Origin of the sequence: Variovorax sp. NFACC27 (assembly GCF_048301545.1) — a bacterium.
Lineage (GTDB): Bacteria > Pseudomonadota > Gammaproteobacteria > Burkholderiales > Burkholderiaceae_C > Variovorax > Variovorax gossypii.
The window spans coordinates 4,462,711-4,479,337 of record NZ_CP157613.1 but is presented as its reverse complement, the minus strand read 5'-3'; the positions used below and the strand labels follow the sequence as shown (position 1 = coordinate 4,479,337).

13 protein-coding genes are annotated in these 16,627 nt (G+C 65.2%); 7 read left to right on the top strand and 6 right to left on the bottom strand.

From position 1 onward, the window contains the following. The first annotated feature begins 59 nt into the window (after nt 1-59). A complete protein-coding gene (locus tag ABL840_RS20930; protein WP_093307267.1) occupies nt 60-749 on the top strand; it encodes a response regulator in 690 nt (229 codons plus the stop codon). Between the two features lie 44 nt (nt 750-793). Continuing rightward, complete coding sequence (locus ABL840_RS20925; RefSeq protein WP_176947641.1) at nt 794-1,948, top strand: ATP-binding protein; 1,155 nt, start codon at nt 794-796, stop codon at nt 1,946-1,948. Between the two features lie 266 nt (nt 1,949-2,214). Here ABL840_RS20925 and ABL840_RS20920 read toward each other — a convergent pair whose 3' ends face one another. Beyond that, entirely contained in the window at nt 2,215-2,652 is a 438-nt protein-coding gene (locus tag ABL840_RS20920; RefSeq protein WP_093307265.1) for a helix-turn-helix domain-containing protein, read from the bottom strand. Nucleotides 2,653-3,473: 821 nt separating this feature from the next. Between ABL840_RS20920 and ABL840_RS20915 the strand changes: the two genes are divergently transcribed. Next, entirely contained in the window at nt 3,474-4,745 is a 1,272-nt protein-coding gene (locus tag ABL840_RS20915; protein ID WP_093307264.1) for a pilus assembly protein TadG-related protein, read from the top strand. 271 nt (nt 4,746-5,016) lie between these two features. Here ABL840_RS20915 and ABL840_RS20910 read toward each other — a convergent pair whose 3' ends face one another. Then, nucleotides 5,017-5,652, bottom strand: coding sequence for a YkgJ family cysteine cluster protein (locus tag ABL840_RS20910; RefSeq protein ID WP_093307263.1), 636 nt, complete (start codon nt 5,650-5,652; stop codon nt 5,017-5,019). Nucleotides 5,653-5,803: 151 nt separating this feature from the next. Between ABL840_RS20910 and ABL840_RS20905 the strand changes: the two genes are divergently transcribed. The 4 genes from ABL840_RS20905 (at nt 5,804) to ABL840_RS20890 (ending at nt 11,827) form a co-directional block, all read left to right on the top strand. Then, nucleotides 5,804-6,838 carry a tyrosine-type recombinase/integrase gene (locus tag ABL840_RS20905; RefSeq protein WP_093209506.1) on the top strand — a complete coding sequence of 345 codons (1,035 nt, stop codon included), beginning with the start codon at nt 5,804-5,806 and terminating at the stop codon, nt 6,836-6,838. 416 nt (nt 6,839-7,254) lie between these two features. Further along, on the top strand, nt 7,255-8,433 hold the full coding sequence (locus tag ABL840_RS20900) for an efflux RND transporter periplasmic adaptor subunit (protein ID WP_256230522.1): 1,179 nt from the start codon (nt 7,255-7,257) through the stop codon (nt 8,431-8,433). Nucleotides 8,434-8,435: 2 nt separating this feature from the next. Continuing rightward, a complete protein-coding gene (locus ABL840_RS20895) occupies nt 8,436-10,391 on the top strand; it encodes a MacB family efflux pump subunit (protein ID WP_093209503.1) in 1,956 nt (651 codons plus the stop codon). Continuing rightward, nucleotides 10,391-11,827: a TolC family protein gene (locus ABL840_RS20890; protein ID WP_418115960.1), complete on the top strand. Its 1,437-nt coding sequence runs from the start codon at nt 10,391-10,393 to the stop codon at nt 11,825-11,827. Before ABL840_RS20895 ends, ABL840_RS20890 begins: the two co-directional genes overlap by 1 nt. A gap of 126 nt (nt 11,828-11,953) precedes the next feature. On the opposite strand, the gene ABL840_RS20885 is transcribed toward ABL840_RS20890, so the two are convergent. The 4 genes from ABL840_RS20885 to ABL840_RS20870 form a co-directional block, all read right to left on the bottom strand. Further along, on the bottom strand, nt 11,954-12,121 hold the full coding sequence (locus tag ABL840_RS20885; protein WP_170217177.1) for a hypothetical protein: 168 nt from the start codon (nt 12,119-12,121) through the stop codon (nt 11,954-11,956). A 209-nt stretch (nt 12,122-12,330) separates the two neighbouring features. Next, nucleotides 12,331-13,257 carry a ChbG/HpnK family deacetylase gene (locus ABL840_RS20880; RefSeq protein WP_093209501.1) on the bottom strand — a complete coding sequence of 309 codons (927 nt, stop codon included), beginning with the start codon at nt 13,255-13,257 and terminating at the stop codon, nt 12,331-12,333. Between the two features lie 175 nt (nt 13,258-13,432). Further along, complete coding sequence (locus ABL840_RS20875) at nt 13,433-14,518, bottom strand: glycosyltransferase family 2 protein (protein ID WP_093307262.1); 1,086 nt, start codon at nt 14,516-14,518, stop codon at nt 13,433-13,435. Next, nucleotides 14,505-16,022 carry a glycosyltransferase family 39 protein gene (locus ABL840_RS20870; protein WP_418115959.1) on the bottom strand — a complete coding sequence of 506 codons (1,518 nt, stop codon included), beginning with the start codon at nt 16,020-16,022 and terminating at the stop codon, nt 14,505-14,507. Before ABL840_RS20870 ends, ABL840_RS20875 begins: the two co-directional genes overlap by 14 nt. Nucleotides 16,023-16,627 lie beyond the last annotated feature (605 nt).

Sequence of the window (16,627 nt, the reverse complement as noted above, 5' to 3'; positions counted from 1 at the left end):
ACTCTTGAGCCCTGACAGCGGAAGACGCCGCTGCCCTGGCGGCGTGCACTGATTGCTCTATGGCCGACGAACGTATCCTGATAGTTGAAGACGACCCTCAGATTGCCGAGGTGCTTTCCGCCTACCTGCGTCACGAGGGGTATCAAACGGCGCATTGCCGTGATGGCGAGGAGGCCCTTCGGATGTTCGGGCAGTGGCAGCCGACGCTGGTGCTCCTGGACTACATGCTGCCGAGACTGAGCGGCAGCGAAGTGCTGGCTGCCATGCGCCGCGCGGGCGATGTCCCGGTCATCATGGTGACGGCCATCAACGACGAGGCAGAGAAGCTCGGGGCGCTTCGCTACGGCGCGGACGACTACGTGGTCAAGCCTTTCAATCCGAAGGAGGTCGTTGCGCGCGTGCAGGTCGTCCTCAGGCGTTCCCGCACGCCTTCCTTCGCACCCCAGTCCCGGCTTTCTCAGGGCGTGCTCGAACTCGACCTCGATGCCGTGAGCGCGCATGTCGAGGGTGACGCGAATCCGCTGGAACTGACGATCACCGAATTCAAGCTGCTGTCGACCATGATGCGACATCCGCGCAAGGCCTTCAGCCGGTTCGAGCTCCTGCAGGCTTGCCTGCCCGAAAGCGACGCGCTCGAACGGGTCGTCGACACGCACGTGCACAACCTGCGGCGCAAGCTGGAGGAGCGTGGCGTCATGGGCGTTCCCCTTGCCGTTCGCGGCGTCGGCTATCGTCTGGGCGGTTTGTAGCGATGCGCTCGCGCAGATCGCTATGGGCGTGGCTCACCTGGCGCATGGTCGCATTGGCCATTGCCGCGACCGCTGCCGTGCAGGCCGGGATGTGGGCCCGCTACAGCTATTGGGAGGCCAGGGCTGAGTCTAAGCTGCCTCCTGGCATTGCGGCCGAGATGCGGCGACTCGAGGCTGCCCCGGAGGAGAACGCGAAGCGGCTGCAGGAGATCTACGGGATGTATGGCGATCTTTTCATGCCGCCTTCCGAAACCGAGGATCTGATCGTTCAGGCGCTGCTGAGCATCGCCATTGTTCCGTTCGTCGTTGTGTTCGGTCTGATCCTGGCAAGGCGCATTGCCCGACCGGTCTCGCATGTGGTGGCGGCGGCGGAGTCGGTGTCGATCGGGCGCTTTTCCGCCCGGGCACCGGTGCTGGAGGCTGCGCCGGCCGAACTTCAGCGCCTCGCCATGCACTTCAACAAGATGGCGCAACGATTGGAAGCGTACGACCGGGAACTCCACGACTCGAGCGCGGCCATCGCGCATGAACTGCGTACGCCTCTGACCGCGGCGATGGGGCGGCTGCAAGGCATTGTGGATCGGGTGTTTCCGTTCGAAGAGGGCCAGATCGCCACGGTGATGGACCAACTCGAGCAGATCCAGCGCATCATCGGCGACCTGCAGGTCCTGTCGCTTGCGCACGGCGGCAGATTGCAGCTGGAGATCACAGAGTTCGCCGCGCGCGAGTTCGTTGACGAAAGGATCTTATGGGCGACCCCCGCGCTGCGCGAACGGGGCGTGCGGGCCCTGAACCATGTCGAGGCTGCGCAGATGCTGCGTGCTGATCGGACCCGGCTCGGCCAGGTCCTGTCCGCACTCCTCGACAACGCGGTGCGCTACGCAAGCGACGGGGGCCTTGTGGAGGTCGACTTCCTGGCGCGGGAGCACGGCGTCGAGTTGATCGTTCGCGATCGAGGGACGGGCATCGCGTCGGAGGACGACGACCTCTCGCGCTTCTTCGAACGCTTCTGGCGCGGAGAGCAGTCCCGCTCACGGCACGCCGGCGGAACAGGCTTGGGTCTATCGGTCGTTCAGGCCATATGCAAGGCACATGGCGGACATGCATGCGCCGCGGCACGCGCAGGCGGTGGTGCGGAGATCCGAATCTGCCTGCCGTACACGGTGAAGGTTCCGGAGGCAGGCAAGCTGGTGACCTAGCCTTGCAGGCGGTGACACGGCCGGCGTGCGTGGACGTGGCGTCGTCGCAGGGCCTCGCCGTGTCCACGAGCAGTTGGCAACAGGTGTCTCAACAAGAAGTCGGATCGGTTCTTCTTGGAAGCTGCCGATCTATTCAGGCGGAGGCCTGTTCCGCCGAAGAAGTTCGGGCGCAGCGGTCTTTGTCGGGCATTCGTGCCGTGCACGCTTGTTCGAATGCATGCGCTGGCCTGCTTCGGTCTCACTCCCAAGCAAGGCGGCGGCGCCTGCTACGTGTTGAGGCGCTGCGCGACCTCGCGAGCACCAAGGCCGCGCACGGCGGCAAGACTTTCGAGCTGCGCGGCTCGCGGGCGTGCTTTTCCTTGTTCCCAGTGGTAAATCGTCTGCCCGGAGACGCCAACCAACTGCCCGTAGTTCGCCGCGGACAGGCCGAGCTTCGATCGGTGTGCCGCCAGCCTCGCTGCGCTGAACCGGCGCTTCGTGCCGGCTGCTTCTTCATCCTCCGAACCTGTGGCCGCAGTCGAGCGCGTCGTGCCCTTCACCACGTGACGCAATTCCTTCTCTAGGACGCTTACCTGACGACGCAGATCGGCGATCAAGGCGCGATGTGCGGCCGATGCCTTCTTGAGTGTTTCGATCTCGACTCGCACTTCCTTGCGAGCGACCCGGGAGATTTCGGTTTTAAGGATCAAGGCGATGTTTGGCATGAGCGCATTCTGCCTTCTTGTTTGCGGTGGTTTCCGTAGGTCGATTTCCTTAGAGCGAAGATTGGGGCTGCAATGTGCAATGGAGGTTGTGTGTTGGCCTGGTAGCGACTGGATTGCGTTCATGCGGCGGAAGGTCGCTCCAAATGGAACGATCGAATCAACGCGAGAAACCACCAAAGACTGCATTGAGCGTTTTATGTCGGCGCTCTGTCCGACTGCATCGAGCCACAACCAGGCATTCATCCTTTTGAGCGAAATGAGCCTTCGCCGAACATGAAGCGGTGCATCGCGCTTGCATGGATTGCGCGTGAAATGATCATCATCTTGCCGGTCTCATCTCCCATTGAGATGACACGGCTTCTCTCTGCCTCTCTGCATTCCAAGCAGTTGGTCGCTGCGAGGGTCTCGTGCACTGGCCCCGAGGAATGAGAGTTCTGAACTCTTGAACAGAGTGCTGGACTGGCAACCGCCATCGAAGGCAGGCCATTCTTCCTCCTCATGGTTGCGAGTCCCGACGCGTCATTGCATATTCGGATGCGAAAGCCAGGGCCGGCTCTCAAGCTGGCTTTCCGCGGGCTCAGTTGCCACTGGCGTCGCACTTTGGCGTTCAGGTGCCGCGTGCTTTCGGGTAGGCGCTTTGTCATGGGCGCATCGCGCTAGCGCAGGGCGCATGCCCCTTCATAAAGGGGCGCTTCACCCATGTGCAAAGACGCTGCGGATTCCTAAAGTGATCCTCGGACCGAACGCCTCCGTCCACTTCGGGCGCGCAGGGGGCTGGGGCTGCACTGTCTGGACCAACGCTGTCATACAGGGAGACGATCATGCATGTTCGCTGCTTCTACCGACGCCAGCGTGGCGCAATGATCGTCACGGTCGCGCTGTTCCTGTTATTCCTGATCGGTTTCATGGGCATCGCGCTCGATTTCGGACATCTGTTCGTCGTCAGAACCGAACTGCAGACTGCGGTCGACAGCTGCGCCCTGTCTGCCGCGCGAGAACTCGATGGACAAAGCACAGCTCTCACGCGGGCCGTGAGCGCGGGTCAAACCGCCGGTAACGCGAACAACGTGAATATGCAGTCGAGCACCTGGAGCGGACAGGGCAAGATCGTCGCGGCCGACATCACCTTCCGCGACGCGTTCTACGCCGTCACCACCTCGCCCGCTCTGGCACGCTACGCACAGTGCACGCATGCGCAGGCCAACATCAATATCTGGCTCATGAAGGCGATGGGCGCCTCCTCGGGCGACACGGCTGGCAACCCCGCGACGCGCAGTGTCGCGGCGAGCGCAGTCGCCACCCGCGCCAGTGCACAGACTACGTGCCCCATTCCGGTCGCAGCGAAGCCCAAGGCGGGCAGTACCGCGCCGAACTACGGGTTCGTGACCGGCGAATGGGTGATGCTCATCATGGCGCAGAACGCGGCCACGGGCGGCCAGATCGGCTGGGCCAACCTCGACGGCAGCAACAACGCCTCGGAAACCGAGTCCGAACTCAACGGCCGTTGCGGCACCAAGGTGGGCGATACGCTCGGCACGCCCGGCGTGCAGACCACGGTAGCCGACGTCTGGAACCAGCGCTTCGGTATCTACAAGAACAGCGGCGACCCGAGCATGGGGCGGCCCGACTACACCGGTTACGCCTACACCTCGCTGAACTGGCCCGCGCAGTTCAATGCCTACAACGGCGCGCCAGGCGCCGGAGCACCCGCCAGCGCACAGAACTTCGTGACCAAGCGGGCCGCCTTCGCGTCGTGCGCCGACACCGGCACGAAGGTGAATGGCGCGAACAGCTGCGAATCGATCACCGGGCTGTCGCTCAACAGTTTCCAGAAGCTGGCCAACCCGGGCAATGTCGCCGGGGGTCACATGCAGTACGGCCTCGACCGCCGCTTCGTGACAGTGCCGGTCATCGATGGCGGCAACCACGTGATCGACTACCTCTGCATGCTGATGCTGCAGCCACTGAGCATCCCGATGACCGACGTGCAGCTCGAGTTCCTCGGCAACGCCGGTGCCACCGGCAGCCCCTGCACCACCAGCGGGCTCGCGGGCGGGGCTGCGGGACCATTGGTTCCTGTGCTAGTGAGATGAGGTGGGGAAGGCACCATGAAGATCCTCGCCGCAAACAGAATGATGCGGCGCTGGTCGAACTGACGCTGACCTCCATCACTACCGAGTTCGGCCGAGAAGCGCTCGATCAGTGACCAAGGTACTCCGTTCTTCTCGGGGTCGATTGTCGCGACCGGATCACTCGTGATTCGGAGCCGATTCGGCGAGAGCGACGCGACGGCACGCGCGGCACTGGTTCCGCGGCATGCGGTTTTCCCGCGTCTGCTGTGGTGCATCATGCAAAAGCGTGGGCCTATTGGGGGTCTGGAAAGAAGTCTCGTATATCCGCATATAGCGTGTCCGCTTGCGCCATCAGCGCGAACGCTTTGAGCTTGGTGGCGTCTGCATAGGGAACCTTGGCCTGCCCTCCTTCGGAATGCTGGCACAAGAGATCGTCATCATCCAAGTTGATCAAGGTGCGGCATGCCATTGGCCGGGACTCGTAGACCGAACAGCGACCTCCGCGAAGGAACGGGCAAGGTGTAAGCGATCCATCTTGCAACCTTTGTTCCATCCCGGGCAGCGCTTCAGTCGACGCATGGTCGGTGATTCGCATGCTGCGTTTCGGAGCGCTCGGTAACTTGCCGCTGGCACGGCCCAACAGTCTGGCCTCGACGAGCGAGATCGTCACCGGTATGTGGCAGCAATGGCTGCATCCCGTCCGACAGGCCGCCAGCGCCTCCATCGGTCGGGCCCAGGCAGAGGCCGCCCGTTGTAGCCAGATCACCCGTTGCGCCACCGTCTTCGCTTTCTGGGACGCCTTGAGCAAGGGGGTGGCATTCGCATCAGCGGCAAGGCCCGCCAGCTTGGCCTGTGCACGCTGCATGGCCAACGGCAGACGCTCATGCTGCTGATAGACCAGGTCCGATGTTGCAATGCCAACTGTCATCCTGGAAGCTTAAGTCACGAGCAGCCCTCGCCAAAAACATACTAACGGCATGCATTTATTTTTCAAGCCCACCCCTTCCCCCACTCTCGGTCAGCAAAATGCTAACCAAGTTAGATCCCTTGCCGTTAGTTTGTTTATTGCCTGGTGCCCGATGGTCGACTCAACCCTGCCCCTTTTCGATGAAATGCCTCCTGCTGGGCAGGTGGCCGCCTTCAAGGCAGCTTTCGATGCCTGGCTGGCCGATCAGCGCGGCTCGGGGTTGCTGCGTCAGGACGGCTCGGTGGCGGTCTACGAGGACATGTGGGAGGCCTTCGCCGCATGGTGCTTGGGTCAATCGCCCGTGGTGACCCTGTCTTCCCTGGATCTCGCCGACTTGCAAGCATTCCAGTCGGCCCGATTCGGCCGCAAGAGCTCCGACCTGTCGCTCACGCCCCGGTACGCGTTGCGCCTGATGCGGCTGATCGATCGGGTGCTGCGTCACCATGCATCCCGGACCGAGGCCGTGGCCAATCCCGCGGCCGCGGACTGGATCGCGGCCAACCCCGAGATCCGATATGCCGATGCCGCGCACGCCGATCCGCTGCCTGAATACCTCTCGGTGAGCGAGGCCAGGCAGCTCATCGCCTTTCTCTCGAGCGCCCGGCCAAGACCGGGGAAATCGCGCGACGCGCAGGCGCCGCTGACATGGCAGGAAGTGCGCAATCGGGCCTCGGTGGGCTTGCAGCTCGGCGCCGGGCTCACGCCGGGAGATGTGCGAGCGCTGACGCTGGATTCGCCCGTCTCACAGGGCAGCCGCGTGCGGGAGCGGCCATGGAAGCTCCAGGTCCCCGGCAATGGCAATTCGCCGGCGCGCGAGACACCCGTGGCGCCCTGGGCCGCGGAGCTGCTGCAGCACTGGCTCGTCGTACGCACAGAGGCGGGCATCGCGGGGACCTTCCTGTTTCCTTCCACACGCACCGGCAAGCAGTGGCAAAAGCCGTCGCAGTACGAATGCGCGAAACGGGTGCTCGAGGAAGCGGGCGCCGATTCTCGCGAAGGGGGCTCGTTTCGATTGCGGCACACGTTCGCACTGCGGCAATTGCGTCGCGGCACGTCGCCGCAGCAGGTGGCAGGATGGCTCGGCATCGAGCCGTCCAAGATGAAGCGCTACGAACGCGTGCTGCCGGGTGTCATCGAGGTCGTCTGAGCTTGTCCTCGCTGGACTCGAGCGGCACCCACCGTCCAGTGGTCTCCTGCAAGCAACGCCCGCAATGAATGGATCCATGATCCAACGAATCCGCAGTCACTGGATTCGTTGACGCTCTGCATCCGGGTCGATGCGGGCGTGAGCACCCAACAAGCCACCTGCCTTTGCGCAGCATGCGTGCAAAGGCGTCGCTGCTCGCGATTGCCGCAGAGACGCTGAAGTCTCGAGCGGTGCAGAGGCGGAAATGCCTGCCTCGCCCTGTGCTTTCCTCGTCGTGATCTCCACACGTTCTGCACGAGGGCCCCAAGGATTCTGGACAGCTGTCCGCGACATTTCACCGCTCGGCAGCATTGCCGATGTTGGATTCGACCGGTTCCAGAAAGGGATGAATGAGGTTGGTGTCTCGACGATTTGCCATGCTCGGCCTGTCCATCGCGGCCGTGATCACGGGCATCTGGATATGGGTGCTCGCTTCGGACCCGGGCCCCGAGCTGGCGACCGCGAGCGTGACCGTGGGCGACCTGGAGCAGACCGTGCTGGCCGTCGGCCGGTTGCAACCCAAGGAACTGGTCGCCGTCGGCGCCCAGGTCTCCGGACAGGTCAAGCGACTGCATGTCGTTCTGGGCCAGCCGGTCAAGACCGGCGATCTCATTGCCGAGGTCGACGATCAGCCGCAGCGAATCTCGATGCGCAGTGCGCAGGCAGCAGTGAGCTCGCTGCAGGCCCAGCTTGCCGCCAGGCGCGCCGCCCAGGCACAGGCCGAGCTCGCTTTCCGGCGCCAAGAGACATTGCTCACGGCAGAGGCCACCTCCAGGTCCGACCACGAGGCGGCCAGGGCGGTGTTGGAGACCGCGCGTGCCGAGGTCCGCTCGCTGGCGGCCCAGATCGAGCAGGCGCACACCCAGATCGAAACCGCACGCATCAATCTTGCGTACACCCGGATCGTGGCACCGATGGACGGCGTCGTCGTCGCAGTCGTCACCAAGCAGGGCCAGACGCTCAATTCATTCCAGACGACACCCACGATCGTCATGCTGGCCAAGCTGGACGTCATGACGGTACGCGCCGAGATCGCGGAGGCCGATGTGCAAAAGGTCGAGCGAGGCCAGAAGGTGACATTCACGACCCTGGGTGACAAGCGGGAACGGTACGTGGCACAGATCGAGCGCATCGAGATCGCGCCCACGTCCATCGTGAACGACGCGGGCAGCGCAGGTGGCTCCGGCGGGGGAAGCGCATCGGGCGCTCCGACCTCTTCGCGCGCGGTCTACTACAACGCGGTCTTCGACGTCCCGAATCCGAAGGGACAGCTTCGCCCTTCCATGACCGCACAGGTCTCCGTGCTGATCTCCCATGTCAGGCAAGCGCTGCTGGTGCCCACCGCAGCACTGGGCGAGCGCGACGTGCATGAGGCCTACATGGTGCGCGTGGTCGACCGTCGGGGACGGGTCTCTGCGCGCCCCGTGCGCATCGGCGTGCGAACCAACGCGACGGCGCAGGTCCTGTCCGGCCTCCAATCCGGAGACCACGTGCTGATCGGCGAGGCTTTGCCGGCCCCTGTGCCTGCCAGTTCGGGATTGCTGGGGGGGTTCTGAGCATGGACTGCGAATCGCTTTTGGCGTTGCGCGCGGTACGCCGGGAGTTTCCTGCCGGAGACGGCACCGTGGTCGTGCTCAAGGACATCGACTTGAAGATTGATGCGGGCGAGATGGTGGCCATCGTCGGCGCATCCGGCTCTGGCAAGTCGACACTGATGAACATCCTCGGCTGCCTGGATCGACCCACGGCAGGCAGCTACCGGATCGCGGGTGCGGAAACCGGGGAGCTCAATCCCGACGAACTGGCCGCGCTTCGGCGCGAGCACTTCGGCTTCATCTTCCAGCGTTACCACCTGCTTGCGGATCTCTCGGCCACGGCGAACGTCGAACTGCCGGCAATCTACACGGGGCTGGCCGCCTCAGCGCGGCAAGCACGCGCGCAGGCGCTGCTCGCGCGCCTTGGCTTGCACGAACGCATGAACCACCGTCCGGGCCAGCTCTCGGGCGGCCAGCAGCAGCGCGTGTCCATCGCGCGCGCCTTGATGAACGGGGGAGCAGTCATCCTCGCCGACGAACCGACGGGGGCGCTCGACAGCGCCAGCGGTGAGGAAGTGATGCGCATCCTGCGGGAGCTGCACGCCGACGGCCACACGGTGATCCTCGTCACCCATGACATGTCGGTTGCCTCTCATGCTGCACGGGTGATCGAGATCAGCGATGGCGTCATCGTCGCCGACCGACAAACCGGGTCCTTCGCGACCTCGGCACCCGCAGGCGTCGCTTCGCCCGCTCCCGCCACCGCCGCCACGGTGCGCGCGGCCGCGGATCGTCTCGCTCAAGCGTTTCGCATGGCCGTGCGGGCAATGAACGCACACCGGCTTCGCACCTTCTTGACCATGCTCAGCATCATCATCGGCATCGCTGCCGTCGTCTCGGTGGTGGCGCTCGGCCGAGGCGCGCAAGAGCAGGTGATGGCGCAGATCCGCGAGCTCGGGACCAACACCCTCGACGTCTTTCCCGGCAAGGATTTTGGCGACACCCACGCGGGAGCCATCGAAACGCTGGTCGCCGCCGATGCAGACGCACTCGCCGACCAACCGTACGTCGACAGCGCCACCCCGAACCTGTCGATCAACGTCACCGCGCTCTATCGCGAACTCGTGGTCGCAGGTCAGGTCGCCGGCGTGGGCGCGGGACATTTCCGCGTGCGCGGCCTGAAGCTCGCATCCGGACGCTTCTTCGATGCACGCGACGTCGAGCGGCACGGTCAGGTCGCAGTGATCGATCCGAAGGCAGCCGCGACATTGTTCAAGTCCGCGGCACGTGCCATCGGTGAGATCGTGCTGCTGGGCAACATGCCCGTGGAAATCATCGGTGTGCTGCAGCCCGTGCAAAGCAGCACCGGTACTTCCACCCCGACCTTCTACGTGCCCTATGCGGCGGTGGCGACGCGCCTGTCCGGGCAGTCTCACCTCGACAGCATCAGCTTGCGCGTTCGCGATGCCGTGCCCAGCCAGACCGTGCAGCAGGCGGTGACCGCGATGCTGAGCGAGCGGCACGGTCGAAAGGACTTCTTCATCTTCAGCTCAGACCAGATCCGGCAGGCGGTCACCCGCACCAGCACCACGCTCACGGTGCTGATCTCGGGCATCGCCATGATCGCACTGCTCGTGGGCGGCATCGGCGTGATGAACATCATGCTGGTATCGGTGACCGAGCGCACCCAGGAGATCGGCGTGCGCATGGCGATCGGCGCTCGCCAGTCCGACATCCTGCAGCAATTCCTGATCGAGGCAATGCTGGTATGCCTTGTCGGTGGCATCCTGGGCGTGCTGAGCGCATTGGGCCTGGGCGTGGCCGCCGACCTGATGCAACCCGGCCTCCAGATGTCCTTCTCCGGCGCATCCATCGTGCTGGCCGTCGTCTGCTCCTCCCTGATCGGAATCACCTTCGGCTTCCTGCCGGCGCGCAATGCGGCCCGGCTGGATCCGGTTCAGGCACTGGCGAGGGACTGATGCGCTTCCTCATCATGGGCCACATGACGGCGCTCACGGTGGCATTGGCAGGTTGCACCGCCCTCACCCGCACGCCCTACCAGCAACCGCCCGTGCCCATGCCGGCTCGCTTCGAGTACTCGGCCTCCACCGCCGATGCCCGGCACCACGAGGCATGGTGGCGCTCGTTCGGCGACCCGCAGCTCGACGGGTGGATCGATCATGCGCTGGAGCGCAACCCGGACCTTGCCGCAGCGGGCATCCGGGTGCGCCGCGCCTCGCTCGAAGCGCAACTGGCCGGCAACGCATTGCGGCCGGCCTGGGACGGAGTGGTCTCGGCCAGCGCGAGCCGCGCACTGTCCGGCGAGAGCCAGCGCACCCGTGAGGCCGCCAGTGTCAACCTCGGCGTACGCTGGGAGATCGACCTGTTCGACCGCCTGGCGGCCCAGCGCGACGCAGCCGGCTTCGAGGCACAGGCGAGCACGCAAGACCGAGAAGCCGTCGCCCTGTCGCTCGTCGCTGCGACAGCGAGCCTTTACTGGCAACTCGGCCATGCGAACGAGCGCATCGCATCCGCACGGCAGAGCCTGGCGTACAGCCACCGCACCCGCGAATTGATTGGTGCACAGCACCAGGCCGGCTCGGTCTCCCGCCTCGAGCTGCGCGAGGCTGAGCAATCCTTGGCCGAGCAGCAGGCGCTGCTGAGCCAGCTCGTGCAGACACGCAACGAACTGCATCAAGCACTGGGGCTCCTGTTCGACGGGGCTTTGCCGCCCGGCCCCGAACCGCAGCGCCTGCCAGATGCCATGCCTGCCGCTGTCGGCGCGGGCCTGCCGGCGCAGCTGCTCGGACGCCGACCTGACCTGCGCGCTGCCGAGCTTCGGCTGCGCGCCTCGCTTGCCAGCCGCGATGCTGCCAACGCGCGCTTCTACCCGACGCTCTCGCTCACGGGCGGCCTGGGCGCTGCGAGCACGTCGCTGCGCGAGGTGCTGCGCAATCCGGTCGCGACGCTGGGTGCCGAGATGACACTGCCCTTACTCAACGCGCGGGAGATGCAACTGAGCAGCGCCATCGCCCGGACACGCCATGAGGAAGCGATCGTCGCGTTCAGGAAGTCGCTCTACACAGCGCTTGCGGAGGTGGAGCGAGCGCTTTCAGCGCGCACACAACTGTCGTTGCAGGACGTCGCGCGTCAGCGCGCGCGGGAGGAAGCTGCCGAGAGCGAAAAGCTCTACGAGGTTCGCTATCGCAACGGCCAGATCCCCCTGCGCTCCTGGCTCGATGCGCAGGAGCGCAAACGCGCGGCTGAACTGGCTCAGGCAGCGACGCGCCTGGCCTTGCTGCTGAACCACCTGACGCTCCATCGGGTGCTGGGCGGCACCATTCCCGCTGGGGAGAACGTCAGTGAGGTACGCGAGGGCGATGGCGGCCTGAACTTCGCGAAGCGACGGTTCTGAAGCGCCTTGTGCTTGATCGCTCCTCGGAAAGCCCGGCCCCAGGGGACCGCGAAGGACTCGTGTTTCGTGCTTGCGGTTCGAGCAGCCGTCGTTTCGTGAAGGCGGGACGGTTGGCCATGCAGGTGATCACGGCCCGAACCAGAAGGCAAGCCACAGCGCGACGACGCCCAGTGTCGCAAGCAGCAGGAGCGTTTCGGCCTTGCGCCGCAACCAGCAAGCGCCGCGTGAGCCCCGGCACACGATGGCGGCCTTCCCTCGCGCGAAGACCGACAAAGGCCTGGGCTGGCGCGTCATGCCACTCTCATGGTCAGCGCCGCACGGCGGCGCAAGGTTTCCCATGGCGGCACGGGACACCATCGGTGCAAGCCGAAGCAGCTTGAAAAGCGCAGCGGGCCGGCACCGGCGCGGGATCGCTCTGCGCACGTGCAGACGGCCTCATCCTCGAAGTGCTTCCAGCCACGCGGCCGGTTCGCAGAAGATCGTCGCGGCCACGTGCAAAGCACTCAGGGTGCTCGCTGCGATGTCTTTGCGCCGATGCCCGACATCGGCGCGATGCCGATACCCAGGGTCCGCAGCAACTGAGGAAATCCGGGATCGGCCCACACCATGAACTCGACACCGCGTCCGTGGCGGATGACGTCGCCCATTCTTGGAATTCCCGGATGGCACATCAGGAGGTCGCCGCCCTTCGCGCGCCTGAGCCAATGCCGCAGCAGCGAACCGTAACCGCTCTCGGTGGCCTTGAAGTCGTAGGCACCGAGCAAGCGGGTGTTCACGAAGAAGCCAAGCGCACGTGCCTGGCGCCGGAAGTCCTCTGCGCCCACCAGCCGATCGATGAGCCACGCCTTGCGGTCTTCGGGGCGCTGCATCGAATCCATCAGGGACGAAGTCGGTGCCGCACTCGCGCGCACCCAAGGCAGCGAGCCCGTGTAGCGGCGGGCCAGCACATCGAGCACGATGTCGCGTATCTGCGGCAAGTGATGCACGTGCTCGTGGCTGTCGAGATGCGCAGGTGCCCGGAACATCTCCTCCTCGAAGGCATCGAGCTGATCCAGCAAGGCTTCGCGGATGCGTCGCTTGGGCAGCAAACGCAGATGAGCCGCCGTGACGAGCGTTCGCACCGACCCCAGCGCGGGCGCGCCATTGAATGACAGAGTCAAGTTGAAGTGGAGGCCGACGTCGATATGGCGGGCGTCGAGGTGGCGCGCACGCGCCGCTCCCTCCTCCCACTCCGGCGCCTGCGTCATGGCACTCAAGGCGCTCACGCGGCGCATCTCGGCCAGCTGCAAGGCCGCAGCGTTGACGCCTTGGTTCAGGCCGAAATCATCCACGCAAACGGCAATGGTTCGCTGCACCGGGCGAGGTGCGCCATCGTCGACCGCGGGCGGCGTCGCAACAGTGTCTTCGGTGCGCTCGGCTGGGCGGCTCATCGGTCGAACTCCCTGGCCAGGACTGGCTCCTGAGCGAGCGGCATGGAGGCGGACAGAAGCCGCGGCCTTCCCCCCGCTCTGGAGACCCGAGCGCACCGACAGGTCCCGCGCGGGCACACCGCGGCCTTGCCTGCTTCAGCGATGCCGGACCGGCTCTGACACGGCTGCGGCGTCCTCATCGCTGGTGCTCCTTCGGGGCGTTGTCGCGCGGCCGCTTGACGAGATAGAGGGGCCGGCCCTTGACTTCATCGAACACCCGCGCCAGGTACTCGCCGATCACGCCGAGCGACACCAGTTGCACGCCGGCCAGCAGGAACATGGCAACGACGATCGTGGTCCAGCCTGATACTTCATTGCCCCACAGCATGTACGACACGGCCAGCACTGCGCCGTAGCCGAACGCGGCGGCTGCCAGCACGCCGCCGAGCACGCTGGCGGCACGCAGCGGCCAGCTGGTGAACATGGTGATGCCGGTCAACGACAGGCTGCACAGTGCCCGCAGGCTGTAGTGGCTGCGCCCGTGGGGCCGCGGCGGTGGCACGTAGGCGATATGCTCGACGCGAAAGCCCACCCAGGCGAACAGTCCCTTCATGAACCGGCTGCGCTCGGGGAGTGCACGCAGGGCCTCGACCACCTGGCGATCGAGCAGGCGAAAGTCGCCAGCGCCCGCCGGAACGCGATAGCGCCGGTCCCGGTCGATGAGACCGTAGAACAGGCGAGTACCGATGCGCTTGATCCAACTTTCCGCCTTGCGATCGGTGCGCACCATGCAGATCATGTCGCCTCCCCTGGCCCAGCGCGCGACCATGCCGGGGATCAGTTCGGGTGGGTGCTGGCCGTCGCCGTCCATCAGAAGCACAAGGTCTCCGCGTGCGGCATCCAGCCCCGCACTCAGCGCGGCCTCCTTGCCGAAGTTGCGCGAGAGCTCCAGCAGCCGGACGCCATGATCCCGCCAGCGCTGCGCCACCTCCACGGTGGCATCCGTGCTTCCATCGTCGACGACGACAATCTCCCAGTCGCGCGCCAAGCTCGAGAGCACCACCACCAGCTGTGGCAAGAGCAATGCAAGATTCCTGGCTTCGTTGCGACAGGGAATGACGCAACTGAGAGAAGCCACGCAGGCCCTGGGAGACAAGCCCACAAGCGGCTCCTGCGAAAGGCTGTCGCCGCTTGTGCCCGACTGCACGGGCGCGCGCAGGGTGACCGGGGGTTCCGTGCCCTGCGCACTCCAGCGCACAGCTCCTGGATCAACGCGTGGCATTCGACTCTCCAGTGCAGCGCACCGAGCTGGAAACGGGCGCGATCACGCGCCAGTACAAGCCAGGGAAGTTGTCGCCCACCGCGCGATAGCCAGGCGGCTTCGGGGCCTTGCTCAGCACGAGGACGCCGCATCCGTCGACCAGTTTCCTGTCCACCCATGGACTGATGTCCAAACGACCATGGAGAAGGACCAATGGTTTCTCCTGAAGTCGAAGCGCCAGTGCACCAGCTTCGGCCGGGGGGCCTGCCACCAGGCGGATCGGCCCTCCGAGCTCGGCGCGCGCTTCCGGCGCTACGGCGTCCGCGAGTGCCTGCGCATCGAAGTTGCGCCAGTGATGTCGCTGCCATCGCACCTCTCCATTGGCGGAGATCATCTGCCCCCACAGAAGCAACAGCAGTTGGACAAGGCCAAAGGCTTTGAGGGCCGATTTCAGCGAGATGGCAGACCAGGCACGCTTGCAGCGGCCAAGCTCCATCGCCGCCGGGATGGCAAGCAGCAGAAAGGGCGCGCCCCAATGCAGCTGCAGGTCCGCGCCGACGAACAGTCCCAGCGCGCAGGTGAAGACCAGCGGGGTGATGCCGAAGCACAGCAGCAGGCGCCGGCTCATTGCCGTGTCGATGGCCGGCGCCGTGTGCCGATGCGCCGGGATTCGCTGCGCGCCGCGATTGCATGTCCACAGCGCCAGCAGCAGAAAGAACCATGCGGGGAGCGCGCGATTCAGAAGCTGATCCAACAACCAGTGCGCACTTCCGGTCCATCGGCGCCCTCCCTGCAGTTCGAGCCCGAGGGAAGATTCCATGGCGTAGCGGATGGGCCCCAGATCGTGCTGCCAAAGCCAGTACAGATGCGGAGACACCAGCGCCAGGGCGGTCACCATCGCCAACAGCAGGCCACGCCGATGGTGCGTGTCCCGCCAGCCGCGCTGCCAGCCCCAGAACGCGAGAACCGCCAGGGCCATCACCGCGATGTGGTACTTGGCGAGCCCGCCCAGGCCAAGGCAGGCTCCCAAGGCAAGCCACCAGCGCGCCTGCCTTGTACGAAATGCCTTCCACGTGAGGCCGGCGCTGGCAACCGCGAAGGGAATCAGAACCACTTCGTGGTTGTAGTAGTAGAGGCGCCCGTTGTAGTAGGTGATGCAAAGCGCGGCCAGGACGGCAACGGTTGCATGCACGGGCCCGCGCAGGGCCGCAAGCAGCCGCCACAGCAGTCCCATGGCCGCCAGCGCGAACGTCGCCCCCAGGACATAGGTGGCGACTTCCGACAGTCCCATGACCTGCACCGGAATCCAAAGCACCCAGGTGGGCAACGGCGGGTGTTTGTAGTAGCCCCATTCGAGGCTGCGCACCCAGGTGAGCTGCTCGATGTTGTCCGTGGGGGGCACCAGGCTTGAGTGGGCCAGATGCGGCAGCCAGACGGCGGCAAACAACAGCAGCAGCAAGGTGATCCAGATGCCGTCGGGCCGGGGCGAACATGCGTCCATCGCGCGGCGCAGGGTCGCTGCCAAGGAGCCCCCATCGGGATGCGACACAGGGACACATGGCGCCGGCGCCAGAGGATCTGTGGCTTCTGACAGGGACGGAGTCGAAGCGGTGTCTGCAGGCGGAGAGTGCATTCGAGGCAAGCGAGTTCGGGAAGGGCTCTGTGGATGGACAGAGGTGCCATGCTCGTTCGCCGTCGTTCAGATGTGCTGCAATTTCCATCAACATCCGATCAAGCGGCGAACGAATCCGCGCCTTCGCCCAACCGATGCCACTTGGCCTCGCTCGGTTGTCCGTGCATCGCACCGGTGAACGGTGATGCGGCCTGCATCGCCCACGCTCTGATGAGCGGGAGACTTCAGCATCTCCATCAGATCTGGATCGGACGCGAGCCCGTTCTCCATGCTCTTTCAAAAGAATCGTCGCCAGGCCACTGGTCCGGGCGGACCTCGTTGCGGCAACTCTTGCTCGCCCCGGCGATAACCGTCCTGACGAGGTGCTGTATGCGTTCGCGTTCGAACGCCTTGGTCCACCTGAACCACACGCAGCCATCTTGCGCTGGCTTGCGTGTCGCTTCGGACCCATTCCAAGCCGGTCGCGGCATCAACCGATGAAGAAAGCAGAATCCGTT